Genomic DNA, 16,269 nt, shown 5'->3' with positions numbered 1-16,269 from the left:
CTTATGAAAATTCAGAGAAGAAATAAAGCGAATCCTGAATTCAGTTTAGCGGCAATGACAGATGTTATCTTGCTGATGCTGATATTCTTTATGATAACTTCATCAGCAGCCAATCAGAGTGCAATTGATGTAAAGTTGCCAAAAGCAGGAGCGGTAGAAGATAATATTCCCAATCCTTTAACGGTAAGTATCAAACCGGACGGATCTTATTTTGTAGATGACAATCCTGTAACGAAAGATCAGTTAGAGCAGTTGATTGTCAGTAAACTAACTAATCAGACTAATAAGTCCTTTACCATCCGTGCAGATGAAAATACTATGCATAAAGATGTTGTTTTTGTAATGGAAATTGCTGAAAAGAATAAGTTTAATATTGCTATTGCAACGGTAAAAGATAAATAATGTATCCGGAATGCCGGAAAGAATCATTTAAAAAATGAAAAGCTACACTGTAAACAAAAATGAGCAGAATAAAGACAGGATAAAAAGTGCCATACTTTCTATTCTTATCTGGTCTGCAATTTTACTTTTTGTTTTTCTATACAAACTGAAACCGGAGCTGGATAAGCAGAAGGATGAAGTGATAACAACAATGCTTGTGAATTTCGGCGACAACCGGAATGGAAAAGGAATTGAAGAACCTGCTGACCAGCCGGGTAGTTTAGCTGCTGCAACAGAAGAAGTAACTCCTGAGCCCGCTGAAACACCAGTTCCGGAAACAAAGACAGTAATAAAGCCTGAACCGGCACCCGAACCGAAAAAAACGGAGGTAAAGGAAAAAGTAATTACAGGAAACAATTCAAAAATAAGCGTTCCGAAAAAAGAAGAATCAAAAAAGACGGATAAAAAAACGTCAACAAGTTCAAGTGCTTCAAAGAGTACCAAAAAAGCTGGAGCAACAACTGCTAATGCTAAAACAGGAAACGGAGACGGAAAAGGAAATGCAGCCATTGGAAACCTGATCAGAGGTAGAGGAACAAAAGCAGGAAGTCAAGGTACAGGAGAGGGAATCGGAAATGCAGGAGATCCTTTAGGCGGAGATGGAAACGGCGACAGCAAAGTGGGGATTGACAGAAAGCTGGTAGGATATATTCCCGGAACAATGGGAAGAGGAGGATCACAGCCATCTCACAGCTGTACAGCAGGCGGATCTATTACTATTGCCTACACAGTAGATAAGGCCGGTAATGTAGTTTCTGCAAGAAGGTCAGGAGGGGTTTCAGATCCCTGTGTAGCTTCTACATCAGTCGCCTGGGTCAAAAAGTATGTCAAGGCTGAGAAAGCAAGCACATCTTCCACAGGAACATATAAAATAACATTCTAAAAATACAAAAGCACTTTATTCAAGTGCTTTTTTTATTTCGTTGATTCTGTTGATAACAGGAAGTGCAAAAATTCCGCTGGTCTGTAGATAGAGCTCATAGAATGTTTTTGATTTATCTAAAAAGTCTTTATTACTTTCCTGTTTGCCTTTAAAATAGAAAAGATTCCCCAGCATTTCATAATAATCCTTGTGATCTCTTTCCTGTCTTTCGTTGACAATGGCAATGATCTCTTCTTTCGTTTTTGAAGAAATTGCTGTAAAATCTATCTTGAAAATGTCTTTCATTAAAGAGTCAAAATCCAGTTCTTTCTGCATTAAACTTTCTTCAGGTTTGTCTAAAATCAGTTTTTCCAATGCTTGAGTTAACTGGCGTATTAGTCTTAATGTGAATTCTTTATCTGTGATCATTGCTAAATTATTTATTGCTGGTTGCTAGTTATTGATTATTCTGTAGTTAGTTACTAGTTAAATAATTATGTACGCCAGCTTAATTGGACATATTTTATAAAATTATTTATTTTTCCTCCTAAAAGTTGGTATTGTTCTATTTTTTCTTTTAAATCTGGACTTATATCAGGATAAAGTCTTATTATTTTGGATAAGTGGCTCACAGTTTCATCACAGCTTGCCTGAGAATAAATCAGAAATCTGAGGAAATCTCCTTTGTAATTCTTCCTGCCATAACCCTCAGCAATATTGGTTGCCACAGAATCGGCAGATCTTCTCAGTTGGCTTCTAATTCATATAGCTCATATTTTGGGAGTTTTAATGAGAGTTGGTGAGTTTCAATAAACAGCTCAAATGCTATAGTATAGATGTCAAGTTTCTGATAGCTCATAATCCATTATTTTTAAAGTAACCCATTAAAACTGATATCAGCAACTAAAAAACCAGCAACTGTCAACAAATTAAGCGAAGAAAAGATAAGCTAATCCAATTGAAACAATAACTCCCACTAAATCCGCCAGAAGCATAGCAATTACCGTGTATCTCGTATTCTTTACGGCTACGGCCCCAAAATAAACTGCAATCACATAGAATGTCGTATCTGAGCTTCCCTGAAGAACGGCTGCAAGTTTACCCTGGAAACTGTCTGCTCCGAATGTCGTCATCGTATCTACCATCATTCCTCTTGCTCCGGATCCGGATAGAGGTTTAATCAATGCAGTCGGAAGTCCATCCACGAATCTTGGATCGAATCCAACTGTATTGGCAACCCATTTCATTCCATCTATTACAACATCAAAAACTCCCGAAGTTCTTAAAAGGGAGATTGCTATTAACATTCCAACCAGATAAGGAATAATCTTAACGCAGGTTGTGAAACCTTCTTTTGCCCCTTCAATAAAAGCATCAAAAACATTGATCTTTTTATAAACGGCACCAAGAACAATTGCCAGGAAAATAAAGAGAATCAATCCGTTACTTAATACTTTACTGAAGGTATCCAATTCATCTTTACTTAACTGAACCAGATAAACAACCAGAAGAGCAATAACAGCCGAAATTCCTCCTACATAAGCAATCACTACCGGACGAAGAAGATTGATCTTCTGATAAAGAGATACGATGATCATTGCAGCCAGTGTTGCGGCAAATGTGGCAATCATACACGGAAGAAAAATATCAGTTGGGGTTTTCGATCCCATTGAAGCCCTGATGGCAATGATAGAAACCGGTATAAGAGTCATTCCGCCTGCATGAAGGCAGAGAAACATGATTTGTGAATTACTTGCGGTATCCTTATTGGGATTTAACGTCTGAAGACTTTCCATTGCTTTCAATCCAAACGGAGTGGCGGCATTGTCCAGCCCCAGAAGATTCGCACTGAAATTCATCAGCATATGTCCGAAAGCCGGATGGTTTTTGGGAATTTCAGGAAATAGTTTTGAGAAGAAAGGCTGTATAAAGCGGCTTAAAAGATTGATTCCGCCAGCTTTCTCCGCAATACTCATGAATCCCATAAACAGGGTCATAATGCCGATTAAGCCTATACAAATCTTTACTGCTGTTTCGGAAGTTCCGATTACACCGTCTGCTTCCTGAACTCTGTAGACCTTTACATTTTGCTTTAAAGAATCTGTTTTATAATGAATCCTGCTGTCTGCAAAATCATTTTTTTTCATCAGACTGTCTCTGACAATCGGAGTGAGAGTGTTCATCGGCTGTGAAGCGATCTGAACCGTATCACCTCCTTTTCCTACCACCATATCATTAAAGATGGTTTTATAGTGGTCTGATGAAATGTATTTAATACTGGCTATGGCAATGGCAATGATAATGAAAGCCGACCAAATTCTGCTGAGGACCATTCGATTGAATTAAAATTTTAGAAAAGATAATAAATTATATATAAAACTGACTAATTTTTTATTTTTTTGGACCATTAAGGAGAAATAAGCAGATAAGAATATTAAGAATGAATCTCATTTAAGACTACTCTTATCAAATCAGAATGATTTTTTAACCAAAATTAAAAACTTAGTGCTCTTAATGTTTTTTAAGAGGAAATCTTTCTTCATCCAGATAAACGAGATATCCTTCAAAATTATCATCCAGACTTTTCAAAACCTTTGCATCATCCATTTTTTTGATTAGACTATCAATAAAAAAACTTTTCTCAAAAAACTGGCGGTGGATTCCCGGAAGCAGTTCCATGAAATAATCCATCCCGATTTTATTATTGTGAAGATCCATTTTGGTTTCCAAAGGCTCATTGGGGAAAAGTTCTTCATGCATATCCGTTAACCTTTTACAAAAGCTTAATGCTTTTTGAGGTGAAGACACTTTGCAGCAGTACATCATGATGAAACAGCACCACAAAGCATGCCTGAAGGCATTTCCGATACCATTGTTAGAGGCCGTTTCCGGGAATTTTTTCTGAGCAATGGCAAATGTCTGTACCGTTGCATGAAAGCTTAATAATGCAAAAAGAGGATGGGGAAGAAGGAGCGACAAAAGACGGATGATCTTTTTCAGGCTCATACTCCGGATAGTATTAAAAAATATCTTAAAAGTCCTCATAAATAAAAATCTCTCCCTAATTAGAGAGAGATTGTATGGTGTTTGTTACAGATCCTAAGCGTTTACAGCCAATAAATTTACTGTTTTAGCTACTGTATCTTTAATTTCAGTTCTTTTTACGATGAAATCTACAAATCCTTTTTCCTGTAAGAATTCAGAGGTCTGGAACCCTTCCGGAAGATCTCTTCCGATGGTTTCACGGATTACTCTCGGGCCTGCAAAACCGATCAGTGCTCCCGGTTCAGCCATGATAATATCTGCTGTCATAGCAAAAGAAGCTGTAATTCCTCCAAAAGTAGGGTCACAAAGATAAGCGATGTATAAAAGTCCTGCTTCTGAAAGCTGGGCAAGCTTAGCCTGTACTTTGGCAAGCTGCATCAGTGAATAGGTAGCTTCCTGCATTCTTGCTCCTCCGGACTGACAGATGATCATGTACGGAAGTTTGTTGGCGATACAGTAATCTACAGCTCTTCTGATTTTTTCTCCCATTACAGAGCCTAAAGATCCGCCGATAAAAGCGAAATCCATACAGGAAACCACCATTTCAGTTCCTTTTACGGTTCCAACAGCGTTTCTGATAGAGTCTGTAAGTTTTGTTTTAGCTTTTACTTCTTTTAAACGGTCTTTATAAGGTTTTGTATCCTTGAAATTCAGGATATCAATACTTTCAACATTGGCATCCAGTTCAGTGAACTTACCTTCGTCAAAAAGGATGTCAAAAAATTCCGCACTTCCTATTCTTACATGAAATCCGTCTTCAGGAGAAACGTAATTGTTTCTTCTGAGTTCATCATGTTCCACTACTTTTCCAGATGGTGTCTGATGCCACAGGCCTTTGGGAACATCCTTTTTTTCATCAGTAGAGGTGGTAATGTTTTTTGCTTTTCTTTTAAACCAGTCGAATGCCATTTTGATTGTATTAGGGTATAAATGTAAAATGTATTAATGTAAACTGCCTCCTTTACGAAAGCTTTTTACATTAATACAAATGTACAAGTTCTTATTTTAAAGTATTTACGTTATTTAAGTCTTCAAACGCTTTAACCAGTCTTGTAGAGAAAGTTTCTTCACCTTTTCTTACCCAAACTCTTGGATCGTAGAATTTCTTGTTAGGTTTCTCTTCTCCTTCAGGGTTTCCGATTTGAGCTCTTAAATAATCAATATTGTTAACCATGTAGTCTCTAACTCCTTCCGTATAAGCGAACTGAAGGTCAGTGTCGATATTCATTTTGATAACTCCGTAGTCGATGGCTTCTCTGATCTCCTCTAAAGTAGATCCTGAACCTCCGTGGAATACAAAATTAACAGGCTTTGCAGCTGTTCCGAATTTCTCCTGAACATATTTCTGAGAGTTGTCAAGGATTTTTGGAGTAAGAACTACATTTCCTGGCTTGTAAACTCCGTGTACGTTTCCAAATGCAGCAGCAATAGTAAAGTTATCGGAAATAGCTTTCAGTTTTTCGTAAGTATAAGCGATATCTTCAGGCTGAGTGTATAATTTAGAGTTGTCTACATCAGAATTGTCTACACCATCTTCTTCACCACCTGTAACCCCGATCTCCACTTCAAGAGTCATCTGCATTTTAGCCATTCTTTCGAAATATTTAGCAGAAATCTCAAGGTTTTCTTCTAAAGGCTCTTCGGAAAGATCCAGCATATGAGAAGAATAAAGAGACTTTCCTGTCTGCTTATAATGCTCTTCACTTGCATCTAATAATCCGTCGATCCAAGGCAATAATTTCTTTGCACAGTGGTCTGTATGTAAAATTACAGTAGCTCCGTAAGCTTCTGCAAGAGTATGAATATGTTTGGCTCCGGCAATAGATCCTAAAATCGCTGCTCTCTGACCATCATTGTTTAATCCTTTTCCTGCGTTGAATGCAGCTCCGCCATTTGAAAACTGGATAATTACAGGAGAGTTCAGCTTCGCTGCAGTTTCCATTACAGCATTTACGTTGCTTGAACCAATTACGTTTACTGCAGGCAGTGCAAATTTGTTTTCTTTGGCATACTGAAAAATATCAGTAACTAATTGACCTGTGGCAACTCCTGCCGGAAAAATTCTGCTCATGTTTACTTTTTATTTTAAATTATTAGGCGTTTTTAAAATTCCTGTAAAGGTAATCATTTTTGAGGAATTACTAATTTCTTTTGTCCCTGCCCCAAAGCAGCTTCTGACGGATCGTTTCGTAGAAACTTAAATGGTTTGGCTGTACCAGAAGAATTTGAAAATCTGCCTTTTTGATGATAATTTCTTTGTCGGTTTCTATATGAACCAATCTTGAGTCCAGAGAAAGAGAATACTGTGGTACCCTGCTTTCCACTTTAAATTTTATTTCTACCCTGTCATTTACAACCAAAGGCCGTACATTCAGGTTGTGGGGGGCAATAGGTGTAATGACAAAATTTTCGTTGTTCGGAGAAATAATTGGTCCTCCGCAGCTTAAAGAATAGGCTGTGGATCCCGTAGGTGTGGAAACAATAACTCCGTCACCCCAGAATACATTCAAAAATTCGTCATTGATATATGAATCCACCGTAATCATAGAGGTTGTTTCCTTTCTTGACACGGTAACATCGTTCAGTGCATAAGGGAAAAAATCCCCGGATTTTGGAGAAACAACTTCAATAACTGCGCGGCGGCTGGTTTTTACATCTCCTTTTAAGATGGCATCAAGCTCTTTAAAAGCTTCTTCTTTCGTAAAACTGGCCAGAAATCCTAATCTTCCGGTATTCACCCCAACGATAGGGATTTCAAGGTCTTCAATAAAGGTCAATGAATTCACAATCGTCCCGTCGCCACCGAATGTAAAGAAAAGGTCTACTTCTTTATCCAGAAGATCCTGTTTGTTGTTGAATGTTTCAAATATTTTTGAGAACTGAAGCGCTTCAGCCATTTCATCATACAGAACAGATTTTACGCCTCTGGTTTCAAGTTCTGAAATAAACTTGCTTAAATATAAAAAAGTATCGAGGTCTTTTTTCTGAGAATATACGGCTGCCTTCATGTTATATTTCTATGAATTTTTGGAAAAACCCGAATCTGTCCTTAAACAGATCTGATTTCTCATCAGAATAGTATTTTTCAACAATTCTATAATCGTAGCGGTCAAAAGTGGCATCTATCGAAGACAGGTTTTCATTGCTGATCTTAATGGTTACCTGGATTACTTCATCAGACATTAAAGTGATAAACCCTCCGTAGAACTTGGAGTTGTTGCTTTCCACAATATTGGCAATCTCCGTCATCGAGTACTTTCTGGCCGGTGTTTCTATCGTAAGGATAGCTCCGGTCTCTGAAAACAGCGGATAGCGGGAAAGATTCTGGAAAATATCCTCACAGGTAATGTACCCGAGGTATTTTTCATTTTTATTGATCACCGGAATCACATTGGCATTGAAAGTATAAAAAAGACGGATGCTGTCCATGATATTGTTGTCTTCCAGGATGGCAAAACGCTCGATCTGATGTTCAAGATCCTTTAACGGCCCGTCGCCTTCATAAAGGAAATCCTCTGCAATAGCACCATAAAAGTGATGGGATTTTTTTATGAAAACATGGGAATAGCCAAAATCCTCTAACATATTCCTTGCTGATTCTATTGAATCAGTCAGGCTAAAACATGGAAAGTCTTTTGAGATATAATCCTTGATAAACATTGTGCTAATTTATAAAAAATTAAATGAAACTTTTTCTCAAAACATCACTTTTTTTCAGGAAAAATAAAAAAAATGATGTTAAAATTTGTTTGTAAAGAAAAAAAAGGTATCTTTGTCGCCTTTCATTTTTACTTTTTATTAGATTTATTTCAAACTGCACTGTCTACTAAGGACATATGCAGTTTTTTTATTTTAGGGCTTTTGCAAATTCCCACATCACAATTCCGCCGCATACACTCACATTCAGGGAATGCTTTGTTCCAAGCTGAGGAATCTCAAGAAACGCGTCAATATTCGGCAAAGCTTCGTCACTTATTCCTTCCACTTCATTTCCTAAGATCAGAGCATATTTTTTCGACCTGTCAATACTGAAATCTGTGATCATAACACTGTTCGTGGTCTGTTCGATCCCTATGATTTCGTAACCACGGCTTTTATAATCATTAATTGCTGTATTGATATCGCTTTCATGGCCCCAGTCCACACTTTCTGTGGCTCCGAGGGCTGCTTTATGGATTTCACGGTGAGGTGGCTGTGGTGTAATCCCGCAAAGAATTATTTTTTCAATCAGAAAAGCGTCAGCCGTTCTGAAAGATGCCCCTACATTGTGCATGCTCCTTAAATTGTCTAAAATAATGACCAATGGAATTTTCTCAACCTTTTTAAATGTTTCCACATCTATTCTGTTAAGCTCTTCCAGTTTTAGTTTTTGTACCAATTTTTTTATTTTGTTGAGATTAATTTTCCGTCCTTGTATATTTCTGTCTTTTCAACACTGCCGTCTTCACGGTAATGAACACGGGTCCCGTTCCATTTATCGTTGGCAAATTCCGTTTCCCGCTGTACTTTTCCTGACGGATAAAGGGTTTTCCATTTTCCGACGGCTATTCCGTTTTCGTATTGGCCTATTTGCTTCACAGATTTCCCGTCATCATGGAACAGCTTGCTTTCACCATTCAGCTTTCCTAATCTGTAATTGGAAATCTCGGTTATTTTTCCGCCCGGAGAGTAGAAAGTAGCGGTTGAACTATCATCATAGACATTTTTTTCGCCATTTCTGAAAACTTCCCTGGAGGTCAGAACACCGTTTTTATCATAATAAGACCATTCTTTTGACTTATAACCCTTTTTGTTTTCTCCTTTAGCCTGTATTTTTCCGTTATCGTAATAATAAACAGCCTCGCCTTCTATTTTGCCTTTTTTCCACTCCACAACCTGCTTTACCTGTCCATTTTCGTAGAAATCTTTACAGGAGCCTTCCTGCAACCCGTCTTTGAATCCGCATGGTTTCTGTGCCATAACCCATGATGAAGTCATTAATAGCAGAAAAAAGTATTTCATAGATATTTTTATTTCAAAAATAGCAAAATACTTATATTTGATTTAAATTATTAACATGAAAAAAATATCCGCTTTACTGTTGTTGGTATTCGCTTTTATATTTTCACAGGCACAGAATACCTATTATCCGCAGGCTTTCTTTGATAAAAAACTGGCCAAGGATATGCTTAGTTTTGGAAATTCTACGATAGAAGGAGTGGCTTCTACAAAGCAGAAAAACAATTGGGGAATCAAACCTCTGCTTGGGGCAAAACATTATGCTCCCAAAGGAACTGTTGTGATGCTTTTTCCTGTAACACCATATTTTGATGAGTTTTACAGTATGAGAAGAAAGTACGAGAATAAGAAAACAACGGTATATATGTCCGAAGATGCTTTTAAATACAGATTAGAGGCATTAACAGATGATTACGGAAGATTTAAGTTTGAAAAATTAAAACCGGGAAAATACTATCTGGAAACCATTGTTAATTTTACTGCAACGGCAAGTTATCAGCAGCAGACAGGGACATCGGATGCATATAATGCTTATGGCGGTTATTTGTATTCCACCCCGATATACCAGACTTTTTTCTATGGTTATTCCGCAGCCAATCGCGAAAGTAAATTCGTAGAAATAAAAGAAGACGGTGAGCTCAAAGAAATCAACCTTTAGGGTTGATTTTTACTTTTTCAGTCCCATAATCTGATGAACACTCTTTTCAATATTTTGTGCTAAAGCCTCCATAGGAATATCATTTTCATCATTATTGAAAGGATCTTCAATTTCTTCAGCAATCAGTTCCAGACTCATCAGTACATAGTAAACAAATACTGTGAGAGGAATCATCAGAAGTCCGATCGTGATAACGTAAGCAACGGGTAATGCCAATACGTATAAGATGATGAATTTCTTTACAAATGAAGAATAAGAGTAGGGAATAGGGGTATTTTTAATTCTCTCGCAGCCTCCACAGACATCCAGAAACCCGGAAAGCTGGGTGTCAAGATATACCATTTCAATATCTGAGATCTTTCCTTCTTTTTTCAGCTGATTCAGCTTATGGGTTAAAAGAATTACGATTTCACTTGGTCCATGATGTTTCAGTGACTTTTCAATTTCCGAATAATCTTCATCAAGAGCTAGCCGGGTAGATTCCCGCGAGAGATGTTTAGCCAGAAAATGAGGAAAGTATTTTAAATATCTTGAAATTTGCTCTGCATCCTGGCGGTTATCTCCCAAAATAGCATTGATTTTTACTGCAAAATTCCGGGTGTCATTTACCAGTTTTCCCCAAAGTTTTCTGCCTTCCCACCACCTGTCATATGCTGTATTGGTCCTGAAAACAAGAAGAAGAGAAAGTACGAAACCAAGCAGAGAATGGATCATCCCAACATTACTTACACCTGATTTTGCCGTAAGATGAAGGTATTCCACTTCCAGATACTGAATTCCCCACGAATAAAGTCCCACAAGGATCATCGTCGGAAAAAGGATCTTCATAGTATCGCTTTTGTGCATGCTGAAAAGGATTTTCAGGAAATGCTTGGTGTTGTAGACTCTCATAAATATACTTGGTCTTACAAAGATAATTTTTTTCGTTTTATCTGTTTTTTGCAGGAAATCATAAATTTCATTGGGACACATGGAATTTCTTTGTAAGAAAAAGGATGAGCTGCTGCAGAAAAGGTCATTTCAGAAAAGAGAAATGGATAAGCGATATTATTGATTGAGATATAAATTTTGTTTTTCTTCTATAGATTTTTAGATATTTTAAAAAAACACTATTTTTATTTCGCATTAAAACAACAAAACAAGATGATCCTCGAAAACGTAGATGTAGTCAGCGATATCAGTAAAGAAGATTTTCAGAAGAATTATTTCAAAAAACACAAGCCGCTTCTGATCAAAAATTTTGCCAGCAGATGGGACGCTTTTGATAAGTGGAACCTGGCTTATATTCGGGAAAAAGCAGGTGATCAGAATGTACCGCTTTACGATAATAAACCGGCTGACGCTTCCAAAAGCACGGATGCACCTGTAACGAATATGAAAATGAAGGATTATATTGATACCATAAAAAGTAAACCTTCTGATTTGCGGATTTTCTTCTATATCATTACCGACAGGCTGCCTGAATTGCTGAAAAACTTTACGTATCCTGATCTGGGAATAAGGTTTTTTAAACGGCTTCCGACCCTTTTCTTTGGAGGGAGTGAAGCTCATGTTCTGATGCATTACGATGTAGACCTTGGGGATTTTCTCCATATCCATTTTGAAGGCAAAAAAAGAATATTATTATTCGATCAGAAGCAGTCAGATTTTTTATATAAAGTTCCGCTTTCTGTACATACCGTATATGATATAGATTACGAAAATCCTGATTATGAGAGGTTTCCGGCCTTACAGTATGCCAAAGGCTATGAAATTTTTATGGAACATGGTGATGCTCTTTTCATTCCCGGAGCATTCTGGCATTTCAACAGGTATCTGGAACCAGGATTTTCTATGTCTCTCAGAGCACTTCCTAATAAACCCAATGTTTTTGCCAATATGATGTATCATGTTTTTATCATGAGATATACAGATAAGCTGTTTCGTAAGCTTTTTAAGGCTAAGTGGGTGAGATACAAACAGAAATGGGCTTGTCGCAAAAGCACACAAACCTTGGAGAAATATTTAAAGAACAAAATTTAATTAAGTGAAGAGCGTGTAAAAATTATCCGAAAATTTGTATTTTTACAAAAAATACAATGAAAAAAAATTATCTTTTTTTAATTCTTTTTTTATTATCCGGATTCTTTTTAAAGGCACAGACTATAGCATGGTATAAAGATTTACCAACGATTCCGGGTTTTCCTTATGTTACCATAGCCGTATCATCTACAGACTCATTAGATAATATATATGTAGGATGGACCATTCACCGTACTTCTCCTGATCAAACATTATTATGTGTTGCAAAATATAATTCAGCTGGAGAATTAGACCCTACATTTGGAAATGGGGGCTTTACTAATTTCAGTCCTTTTTCAAGTGCCACTATTATGGGCTTAAAAGTATTAACAGGAGGCAAAATTGTATTGTTTATGCGAGATGGGACGGCTTTAAGACTGAATTCTGACGGAACCCAGGATACAAGCTTTGGTTATAATGGAATTAAACAGATATTCGAAGGAGCACAATACTATTATAGAACTATAAGTGTATACGAATACGACAATCACTCTTTCATTACCAACAGTTATAAAGATATTTTTAACAATTATAAAGCTGAGATTGTTTGTTTAGATCAAAATCTTAATGTGGATCCCACTTATCTCAATCAAGGACGCTTGGATGTTATTCCGGGTTTTATCGTTTCATCAACCAATAAACCTGATATAAAGGGGCTATATTTTTATAATAATAAGATATATCTCAATATTAATGGTGAATATGTTTCTGAATATGATTTACATACGGGAGTGAAGAATTTCAATTATGGGAATAATGGTGAATCTGGAGCTTATAACCTGGCTGATGCTGTACAATATGGAAAACCGCTTTATGTTGGTATGCATCTGATAGGATCAAACAACCGTCCTTTAGTAGTTAAAAGATATTTGCCTGATATGCAGGTAGATCCCTCTTTTTCTATGATTTCACCACCGGGAGTACAATTTTGGCCTGATAAAAGGACATATATTCTGCCCAATAATCAAATCTTAATATCAACAACTGTAGATATTTCACAGAGTTCAGATCGTAGGGTATTGCTTTGCTTAAACCCCAATGGAGATCGAGATATTGGTTTTGGAGGAATGGTTATTAATCCTTATTCTACGGCTTATGGTGTGTTTGATGTATCATCTGCTATTGACATAAGAAACCCCAACTGGTATATTCATGATAATTATTTACTAGGGGTAACATCAAGACGTATAGCTAAAATTTTATATAATACCACTACACTTTCATCAGTTGAAACAGAAAAGCTGTCTGCAAAAATTGAGCTGGTACCTAATCCTGTTTCCGATAAAGCACAATTAATGATGAGCCAGGTAAAAGATAAACCCTCTGCAGCCATTTACAGTGCAGATGGAAGGAAAATATCAGAAATGATCATTACTCAAAGAAATACAGAATTAGATTTTTCTTTACTGCCTTCCGGAAATTATATTATCAAAATTCAAAGCAAGGATAGGAAAGAGACCTTGAAGTTTATAAAGAAATAAATTTTATATTTTTCAGCACCCCTATAACCCCAAATTTATTTTTTAAATTTGGGGCTCATTTTTTATTATGGCAAAAGCAGCGAAGAAAGAAACCCCGTTAATGACGCAATACAATACCATCAAGGCAAAATACCCTGATGCTTTGCTGCTTTTCAGAGTGGGGGACTTTTATGAAACATTCGGACAGGATGCTGTGAGAACATCTCAGATTCTGGGCATTGTTCTTACCAAAAGAGCCAATGGCGAAGGCCATATAGAGCTTGCAGGATTTCCACATCACTCAGTAGATTCCTATCTTCCCAAGCTGGTAAGGGCCGGTATGAGGGTTGCTATCTGCGATCAGCTGGAAGATCCTAAAATGGTGAAAGGAATTGTAAAGAGAGGCGTTACAGAGCTTGTGACACCCGGAGTTACCTTTAATGACCAGGTATTAAATTCAAAAAAGAACAACTTCCTTCTTTCCCTACATAAAGAAAAAGAAAAGTACGGAATTGCTATGGTAGATGTTTCTACCGGTGAATTTCTGGTAAGCGAAGGAAATCTGGAAAAACTGCTGCACATCATCAATACTTTTGATCCGAGTGAAATTGTTTTTCAGAGAAGTGTTCAGCTGCCGGAACAGCTTAAAAATAAAAGTGCCTTTAAACTTGAAGACTGGGCTTTTCAGTATAATTTTGCCTACGAAAAACTGACTTCCCATTTTAAAACAAACTCTTTAAAGGGTTTCGGAGTTGAAAACCTTCCGCTCGCCATTACGGCTGCCGGAGCTATTTTCGCTTATCTGGTGGAGGATACCCATCATAATCTGCTTGCCCATATCACGAAACTTCAGGTGATTCCTCAGGAAGATTACCTGATGATGGACAACTTTACCTTAAGAAATCTTGAAATTGTTTATCCGAGTAATCCGCAGGGAAAATCGCTGCTGGATATTATTGATAAAACATCGACTCCGATGGGTGGGAGGCTATTGAGAAGAAGGATTATTCTTCCTTTGAAATCAGTAGATGAGATTATGAGAAGGCTCTCCCTGATCGATTTTCTGAATGAAAATGACCAGTTGAAATACGAAATCTGCCAGCTTCTGAAATCTATCTCAGATCTGGACCGTCTGATGGGAAAGCTGGCTGCAGAAAAAATATCTCCAAAAGAACTGGGTTATTTGCGTCAGAGTTTGATCAATATTCACCAGATCAAGGCGTTACTTCATCCGCACGCTGATGTTCTGGCATGGCTTGATTCGCTGTTTGATATGGAGGAGCTGATTAAATTTTTACAGAATCACCTTAATGAAGAGCTTCCTGTAAACATTTCCAAAGGAAATATCATCAAAGAAAATATTTCGGAAGAGCTTGACAGGCTAAGAAACCTTCAGAGCAAAGGCCGCGGATTCCTAGATGAAATGTGCCAGAGAGAAATAGAAAGAACGGGGATTTCAAGCCTTAAAATTGATTTTAACAATGTTTTCGGATATTATATTGAGGTAAGGAATGCCCATAAAGATAAAGTCCCGGGTGACTGGTTAAGAAAGCAGACCCTTGTCAATGCAGAACGTTATATTACCGAAGAACTCAAAGAATATGAAAGCCAGATTCTGGGTGCCGAAGAAAAGATAAGCATTCTGGAAAATGAGCTGTATAGAAATGTATGCTCTGAAACGATGGTTTATATGGATCAGATTCAGGGAAATTCCAATATTATAGCACAGCTTGATGTAGCAGCCGGACTTTCTGAACTTGCGGTTTCTGAAAGCTATACAAAACCTGTGCTTAATCAGGGATATGCAATTGATCTTAAAGAAGCAAGGCATCCGATTATTGAAAATGCACTTCCTTTAGGAGAAAAATATATTCCGAACGATATATTTTTAGATAAAGATTCCCAGCAGATCATTATGGTGACAGGACCGAACATGGCCGGTAAATCCGCAATTCTGCGCCAGACGGCTATTGTATGCCTTTTGGCTCAGATTGGTAGTTTTGTTCCCGCAAAACATGCTGAAATCGGAGTTTTAGATAAAATTTTTACAAGGGTAGGAGCTACCGATAATATTTCTGCCGGTGAATCTACTTTCATGGTGGAAATGAATGAGGCAGCTAATATCCTGAACAATATTTCAGAAAGGAGCCTTATCCTGCTTGATGAAATAGGCCGCGGAACCTCTACCTATGACGGGGTTTCCATTGCATGGGCTATTGCAGAATATCTTCACCAGCATCCTACACAGGCAAAAACTTTGTTTGCCACTCATTATCATGAGCTGAATGAAATGACTGTAAATTTTGAAAGGGTAAAAAACTTTCATGTTTCCATCCAGGAGAATAAAGGGAATATCATTTTCCTTAGAAAGCTGGTTCCGGGAGGTAGTGAACACAGTTTCGGAATTCATGTGGCTAAACTGGCAGGAATGCCTTCAAAGGTGGTCAACAGAGCGAATGAAATTCTCAAAACTCTTGAAGCAAGCCGTACACAGACCACAAATACTTCAGAAAGCATTAAAAGGGTAACGGAAGAAAATATGCAGCTTTCTTTTTTCCAGCTGGACGATCCTGTTTTGGAAAATATCCGGGAAGAACTTACGAAAATAGACATTAATACTTTGACACCTATTGAAGCATTAATGAAATTGAATTCAATCAAAAAAATGATCGGAGGATAGTTTAGGGATATAATAAGTTAATATTTAACGTTGATAAACAATACTTTACTATAAAAAAATGACC

The 16,269-nt window shown here is 37.3% G+C and carries 17 protein-coding genes; 6 read left to right on the top strand and 11 right to left on the bottom strand.

The window, feature by feature from the left end; translation table 11 throughout:
- Positions 1 to 3 precede the first annotated feature (3 nt).
- Entirely contained in the window at positions 4 to 402 is a 399-nt protein-coding gene (locus ACQWU4_RS10180; RefSeq protein WP_429935656.1) for an ExbD/TolR family protein, read from the top strand.
- A 34-nt stretch (positions 403 to 436) separates the two neighbouring features.
- Positions 437 to 1,324 carry a ferric siderophore ABC transporter substrate-binding protein gene (locus tag ACQWU4_RS10175; protein ID WP_429935655.1) on the top strand — a complete coding sequence of 296 codons (888 nt, stop codon included), beginning with the start codon at positions 437 to 439 and terminating at the stop codon, positions 1,322 to 1,324.
- Positions 1,325 to 1,339: 15 nt separating this feature from the next.
- Here ACQWU4_RS10175 and ACQWU4_RS10170 read toward each other — a convergent pair whose 3' ends face one another.
- The 10 genes from ACQWU4_RS10170 to ACQWU4_RS10125 form a co-directional block, all read right to left on the bottom strand.
- On the bottom strand, positions 1,340 to 1,732 hold the full coding sequence (locus tag ACQWU4_RS10170) for a hypothetical protein (protein ID WP_429935654.1): 393 nt from the start codon (positions 1,730 to 1,732) through the stop codon (positions 1,340 to 1,342).
- A gap of 65 nt (positions 1,733 to 1,797) precedes the next feature.
- Positions 1,798 to 2,031 (bottom strand): four helix bundle protein, encoded by a 234-nt coding sequence (locus tag ACQWU4_RS10165; protein WP_429935653.1) that lies wholly within the window; start codon positions 2,029 to 2,031, stop codon positions 1,798 to 1,800.
- Between the two features lie 201 nt (positions 2,032 to 2,232).
- Entirely contained in the window at positions 2,233 to 3,636 is a 1,404-nt protein-coding gene (locus tag ACQWU4_RS10160; RefSeq protein ID WP_429935652.1) for a nucleoside recognition domain-containing protein, read from the bottom strand.
- Between the two features lie 178 nt (positions 3,637 to 3,814).
- A complete protein-coding gene (locus ACQWU4_RS10155; RefSeq protein WP_429935651.1) occupies positions 3,815 to 4,348 on the bottom strand; it encodes a DUF6973 domain-containing protein in 534 nt (177 codons plus the stop codon).
- Between the two features lie 54 nt (positions 4,349 to 4,402).
- Complete coding sequence (gene accD / locus ACQWU4_RS10150) at positions 4,403 to 5,257, bottom strand: acetyl-CoA carboxylase, carboxyltransferase subunit beta (protein WP_429935650.1); 855 nt, start codon at positions 5,255 to 5,257, stop codon at positions 4,403 to 4,405.
- 91 nt (positions 5,258 to 5,348) lie between these two features.
- Entirely contained in the window at positions 5,349 to 6,419 is a 1,071-nt protein-coding gene (gene fbaA, locus ACQWU4_RS10145; protein ID WP_429935649.1) for a class II fructose-bisphosphate aldolase, read from the bottom strand.
- 70 nt (positions 6,420 to 6,489) lie between these two features.
- A complete protein-coding gene (locus ACQWU4_RS10140; protein ID WP_429935648.1) occupies positions 6,490 to 7,356 on the bottom strand; it encodes an NAD kinase in 867 nt (288 codons plus the stop codon).
- Position 7,357: 1 nt separating this feature from the next.
- Positions 7,358 to 7,933 (bottom strand): CBS domain-containing protein, encoded by a 576-nt coding sequence (locus tag ACQWU4_RS10135; RefSeq protein WP_429935647.1) that lies wholly within the window; start codon positions 7,931 to 7,933, stop codon positions 7,358 to 7,360.
- A 262-nt stretch (positions 7,934 to 8,195) separates the two neighbouring features.
- Positions 8,196 to 8,726: an RNA methyltransferase gene (locus ACQWU4_RS10130; RefSeq protein WP_429935646.1), complete on the bottom strand. Its 531-nt coding sequence runs from the start codon at positions 8,724 to 8,726 to the stop codon at positions 8,196 to 8,198.
- A 5-nt stretch (positions 8,727 to 8,731) separates the two neighbouring features.
- Complete coding sequence (locus ACQWU4_RS10125) at positions 8,732 to 9,349, bottom strand: toxin-antitoxin system YwqK family antitoxin (RefSeq protein ID WP_429935645.1); 618 nt, start codon at positions 9,347 to 9,349, stop codon at positions 8,732 to 8,734.
- 55 nt (positions 9,350 to 9,404) lie between these two features.
- Between ACQWU4_RS10125 and ACQWU4_RS10120 the strand changes: the two genes are divergently transcribed.
- Complete coding sequence (locus ACQWU4_RS10120; RefSeq protein ID WP_429935644.1) at positions 9,405 to 10,004, top strand: hypothetical protein; 600 nt, start codon at positions 9,405 to 9,407, stop codon at positions 10,002 to 10,004.
- Between the two features lie 9 nt (positions 10,005 to 10,013).
- Here ACQWU4_RS10120 and ACQWU4_RS10115 read toward each other — a convergent pair whose 3' ends face one another.
- Positions 10,014 to 10,976 carry a bestrophin family protein gene (locus ACQWU4_RS10115; RefSeq protein WP_429935643.1) on the bottom strand — a complete coding sequence of 321 codons (963 nt, stop codon included), beginning with the start codon at positions 10,974 to 10,976 and terminating at the stop codon, positions 10,014 to 10,016.
- Positions 10,977 to 11,147: 171 nt separating this feature from the next.
- On the opposite strand from ACQWU4_RS10115, the gene ACQWU4_RS10110 reads away from it, so the two are divergent.
- The 3 genes from ACQWU4_RS10110 (at position 11,148) to mutS (ending at position 16,205) form a co-directional block, all read left to right on the top strand.
- Positions 11,148 to 12,026, top strand: coding sequence for a cupin-like domain-containing protein (locus tag ACQWU4_RS10110; RefSeq protein WP_429935642.1), 879 nt, complete (start codon positions 11,148 to 11,150; stop codon positions 12,024 to 12,026).
- 56 nt (positions 12,027 to 12,082) lie between these two features.
- Positions 12,083 to 13,546, top strand: coding sequence for a T9SS type A sorting domain-containing protein (locus ACQWU4_RS10105; protein WP_429935641.1), 1,464 nt, complete (start codon positions 12,083 to 12,085; stop codon positions 13,544 to 13,546).
- A 67-nt stretch (positions 13,547 to 13,613) separates the two neighbouring features.
- The gene (mutS, locus tag ACQWU4_RS10100) at positions 13,614 to 16,205 is read left to right on the top strand and encodes a DNA mismatch repair protein MutS (protein ID WP_429935639.1); all 2,592 of its coding nucleotides are present in this window, start codon (positions 13,614 to 13,616) and stop codon (positions 16,203 to 16,205) included.
- Positions 16,206 to 16,269 lie beyond the last annotated feature (64 nt).

The sequence above is a fragment of the Chryseobacterium sp. MIQD13 genome, assembly GCF_050496705.1.
Classification (GTDB): Bacteria; Bacteroidota; Bacteroidia; order Flavobacteriales; family Weeksellaceae; genus Chryseobacterium.
Note: the sequence above shows the minus strand (reverse complement) of the source record. Positions and strands in the feature narration are given on the sequence as shown.

Excerpts from the sequence above, each read along its gene's own strand:
- ACQWU4_RS10110 (WP_429935642.1), top strand. The coding sequence starts at position 11,148 with ATGATCCTCGAAAACGTAGATGTAGTCAGCGATATCAGTAAAGAAGAT.
- mutS (WP_429935639.1), top strand. The coding sequence starts at position 13,614 with ATGGCAAAAGCAGCGAAGAAAGAAACCCCGTTAATGACGCAATACAAT.
- ACQWU4_RS10105 (WP_429935641.1), top strand. The coding sequence starts at position 12,083 with ATGAAAAAAAATTATCTTTTTTTAATTCTTTTTTTATTATCCGGATTC.
- accD (WP_429935650.1), bottom strand. The coding sequence starts at position 5,257 with ATGGCATTCGACTGGTTTAAAAGAAAAGCAAAAAACATTACCACCTCT.
- ACQWU4_RS10135 (WP_429935647.1), bottom strand. The coding sequence starts at position 7,933 with ATGTTAGAGGATTTTGGCTATTCCCATGTTTTCATAAAAAAATCCCAT.
- ACQWU4_RS10120 (WP_429935644.1), top strand. The coding sequence starts at position 9,405 with ATGAAAAAAATATCCGCTTTACTGTTGTTGGTATTCGCTTTTATATTT.
- ACQWU4_RS10175 (WP_429935655.1), top strand. The coding sequence starts at position 437 with ATGAAAAGCTACACTGTAAACAAAAATGAGCAGAATAAAGACAGGATA.
- ACQWU4_RS10140 (WP_429935648.1), bottom strand. The coding sequence starts at position 7,356 with ATGAAGGCAGCCGTATATTCTCAGAAAAAAGACCTCGATACTTTTTTA.
- ACQWU4_RS10155 (WP_429935651.1), bottom strand. The coding sequence starts at position 4,348 with ATGAGGACTTTTAAGATATTTTTTAATACTATCCGGAGTATGAGCCTG.
- ACQWU4_RS10180 (WP_429935656.1), top strand. The coding sequence starts at position 4 with ATGAAAATTCAGAGAAGAAATAAAGCGAATCCTGAATTCAGTTTAGCG.
- ACQWU4_RS10170 (WP_429935654.1), bottom strand. The coding sequence starts at position 1,732 with ATGATCACAGATAAAGAATTCACATTAAGACTAATACGCCAGTTAACT.
- ACQWU4_RS10125 (WP_429935645.1), bottom strand. The coding sequence starts at position 9,349 with ATGAAATACTTTTTTCTGCTATTAATGACTTCATCATGGGTTATGGCA.
- fbaA (WP_429935649.1), bottom strand. The coding sequence starts at position 6,419 with ATGAGCAGAATTTTTCCGGCAGGAGTTGCCACAGGTCAATTAGTTACT.
- ACQWU4_RS10160 (WP_429935652.1), bottom strand. The coding sequence starts at position 3,636 with ATGGTCCTCAGCAGAATTTGGTCGGCTTTCATTATCATTGCCATTGCC.
- ACQWU4_RS10115 (WP_429935643.1), bottom strand. The coding sequence starts at position 10,976 with ATGTGTCCCAATGAAATTTATGATTTCCTGCAAAAAACAGATAAAACG.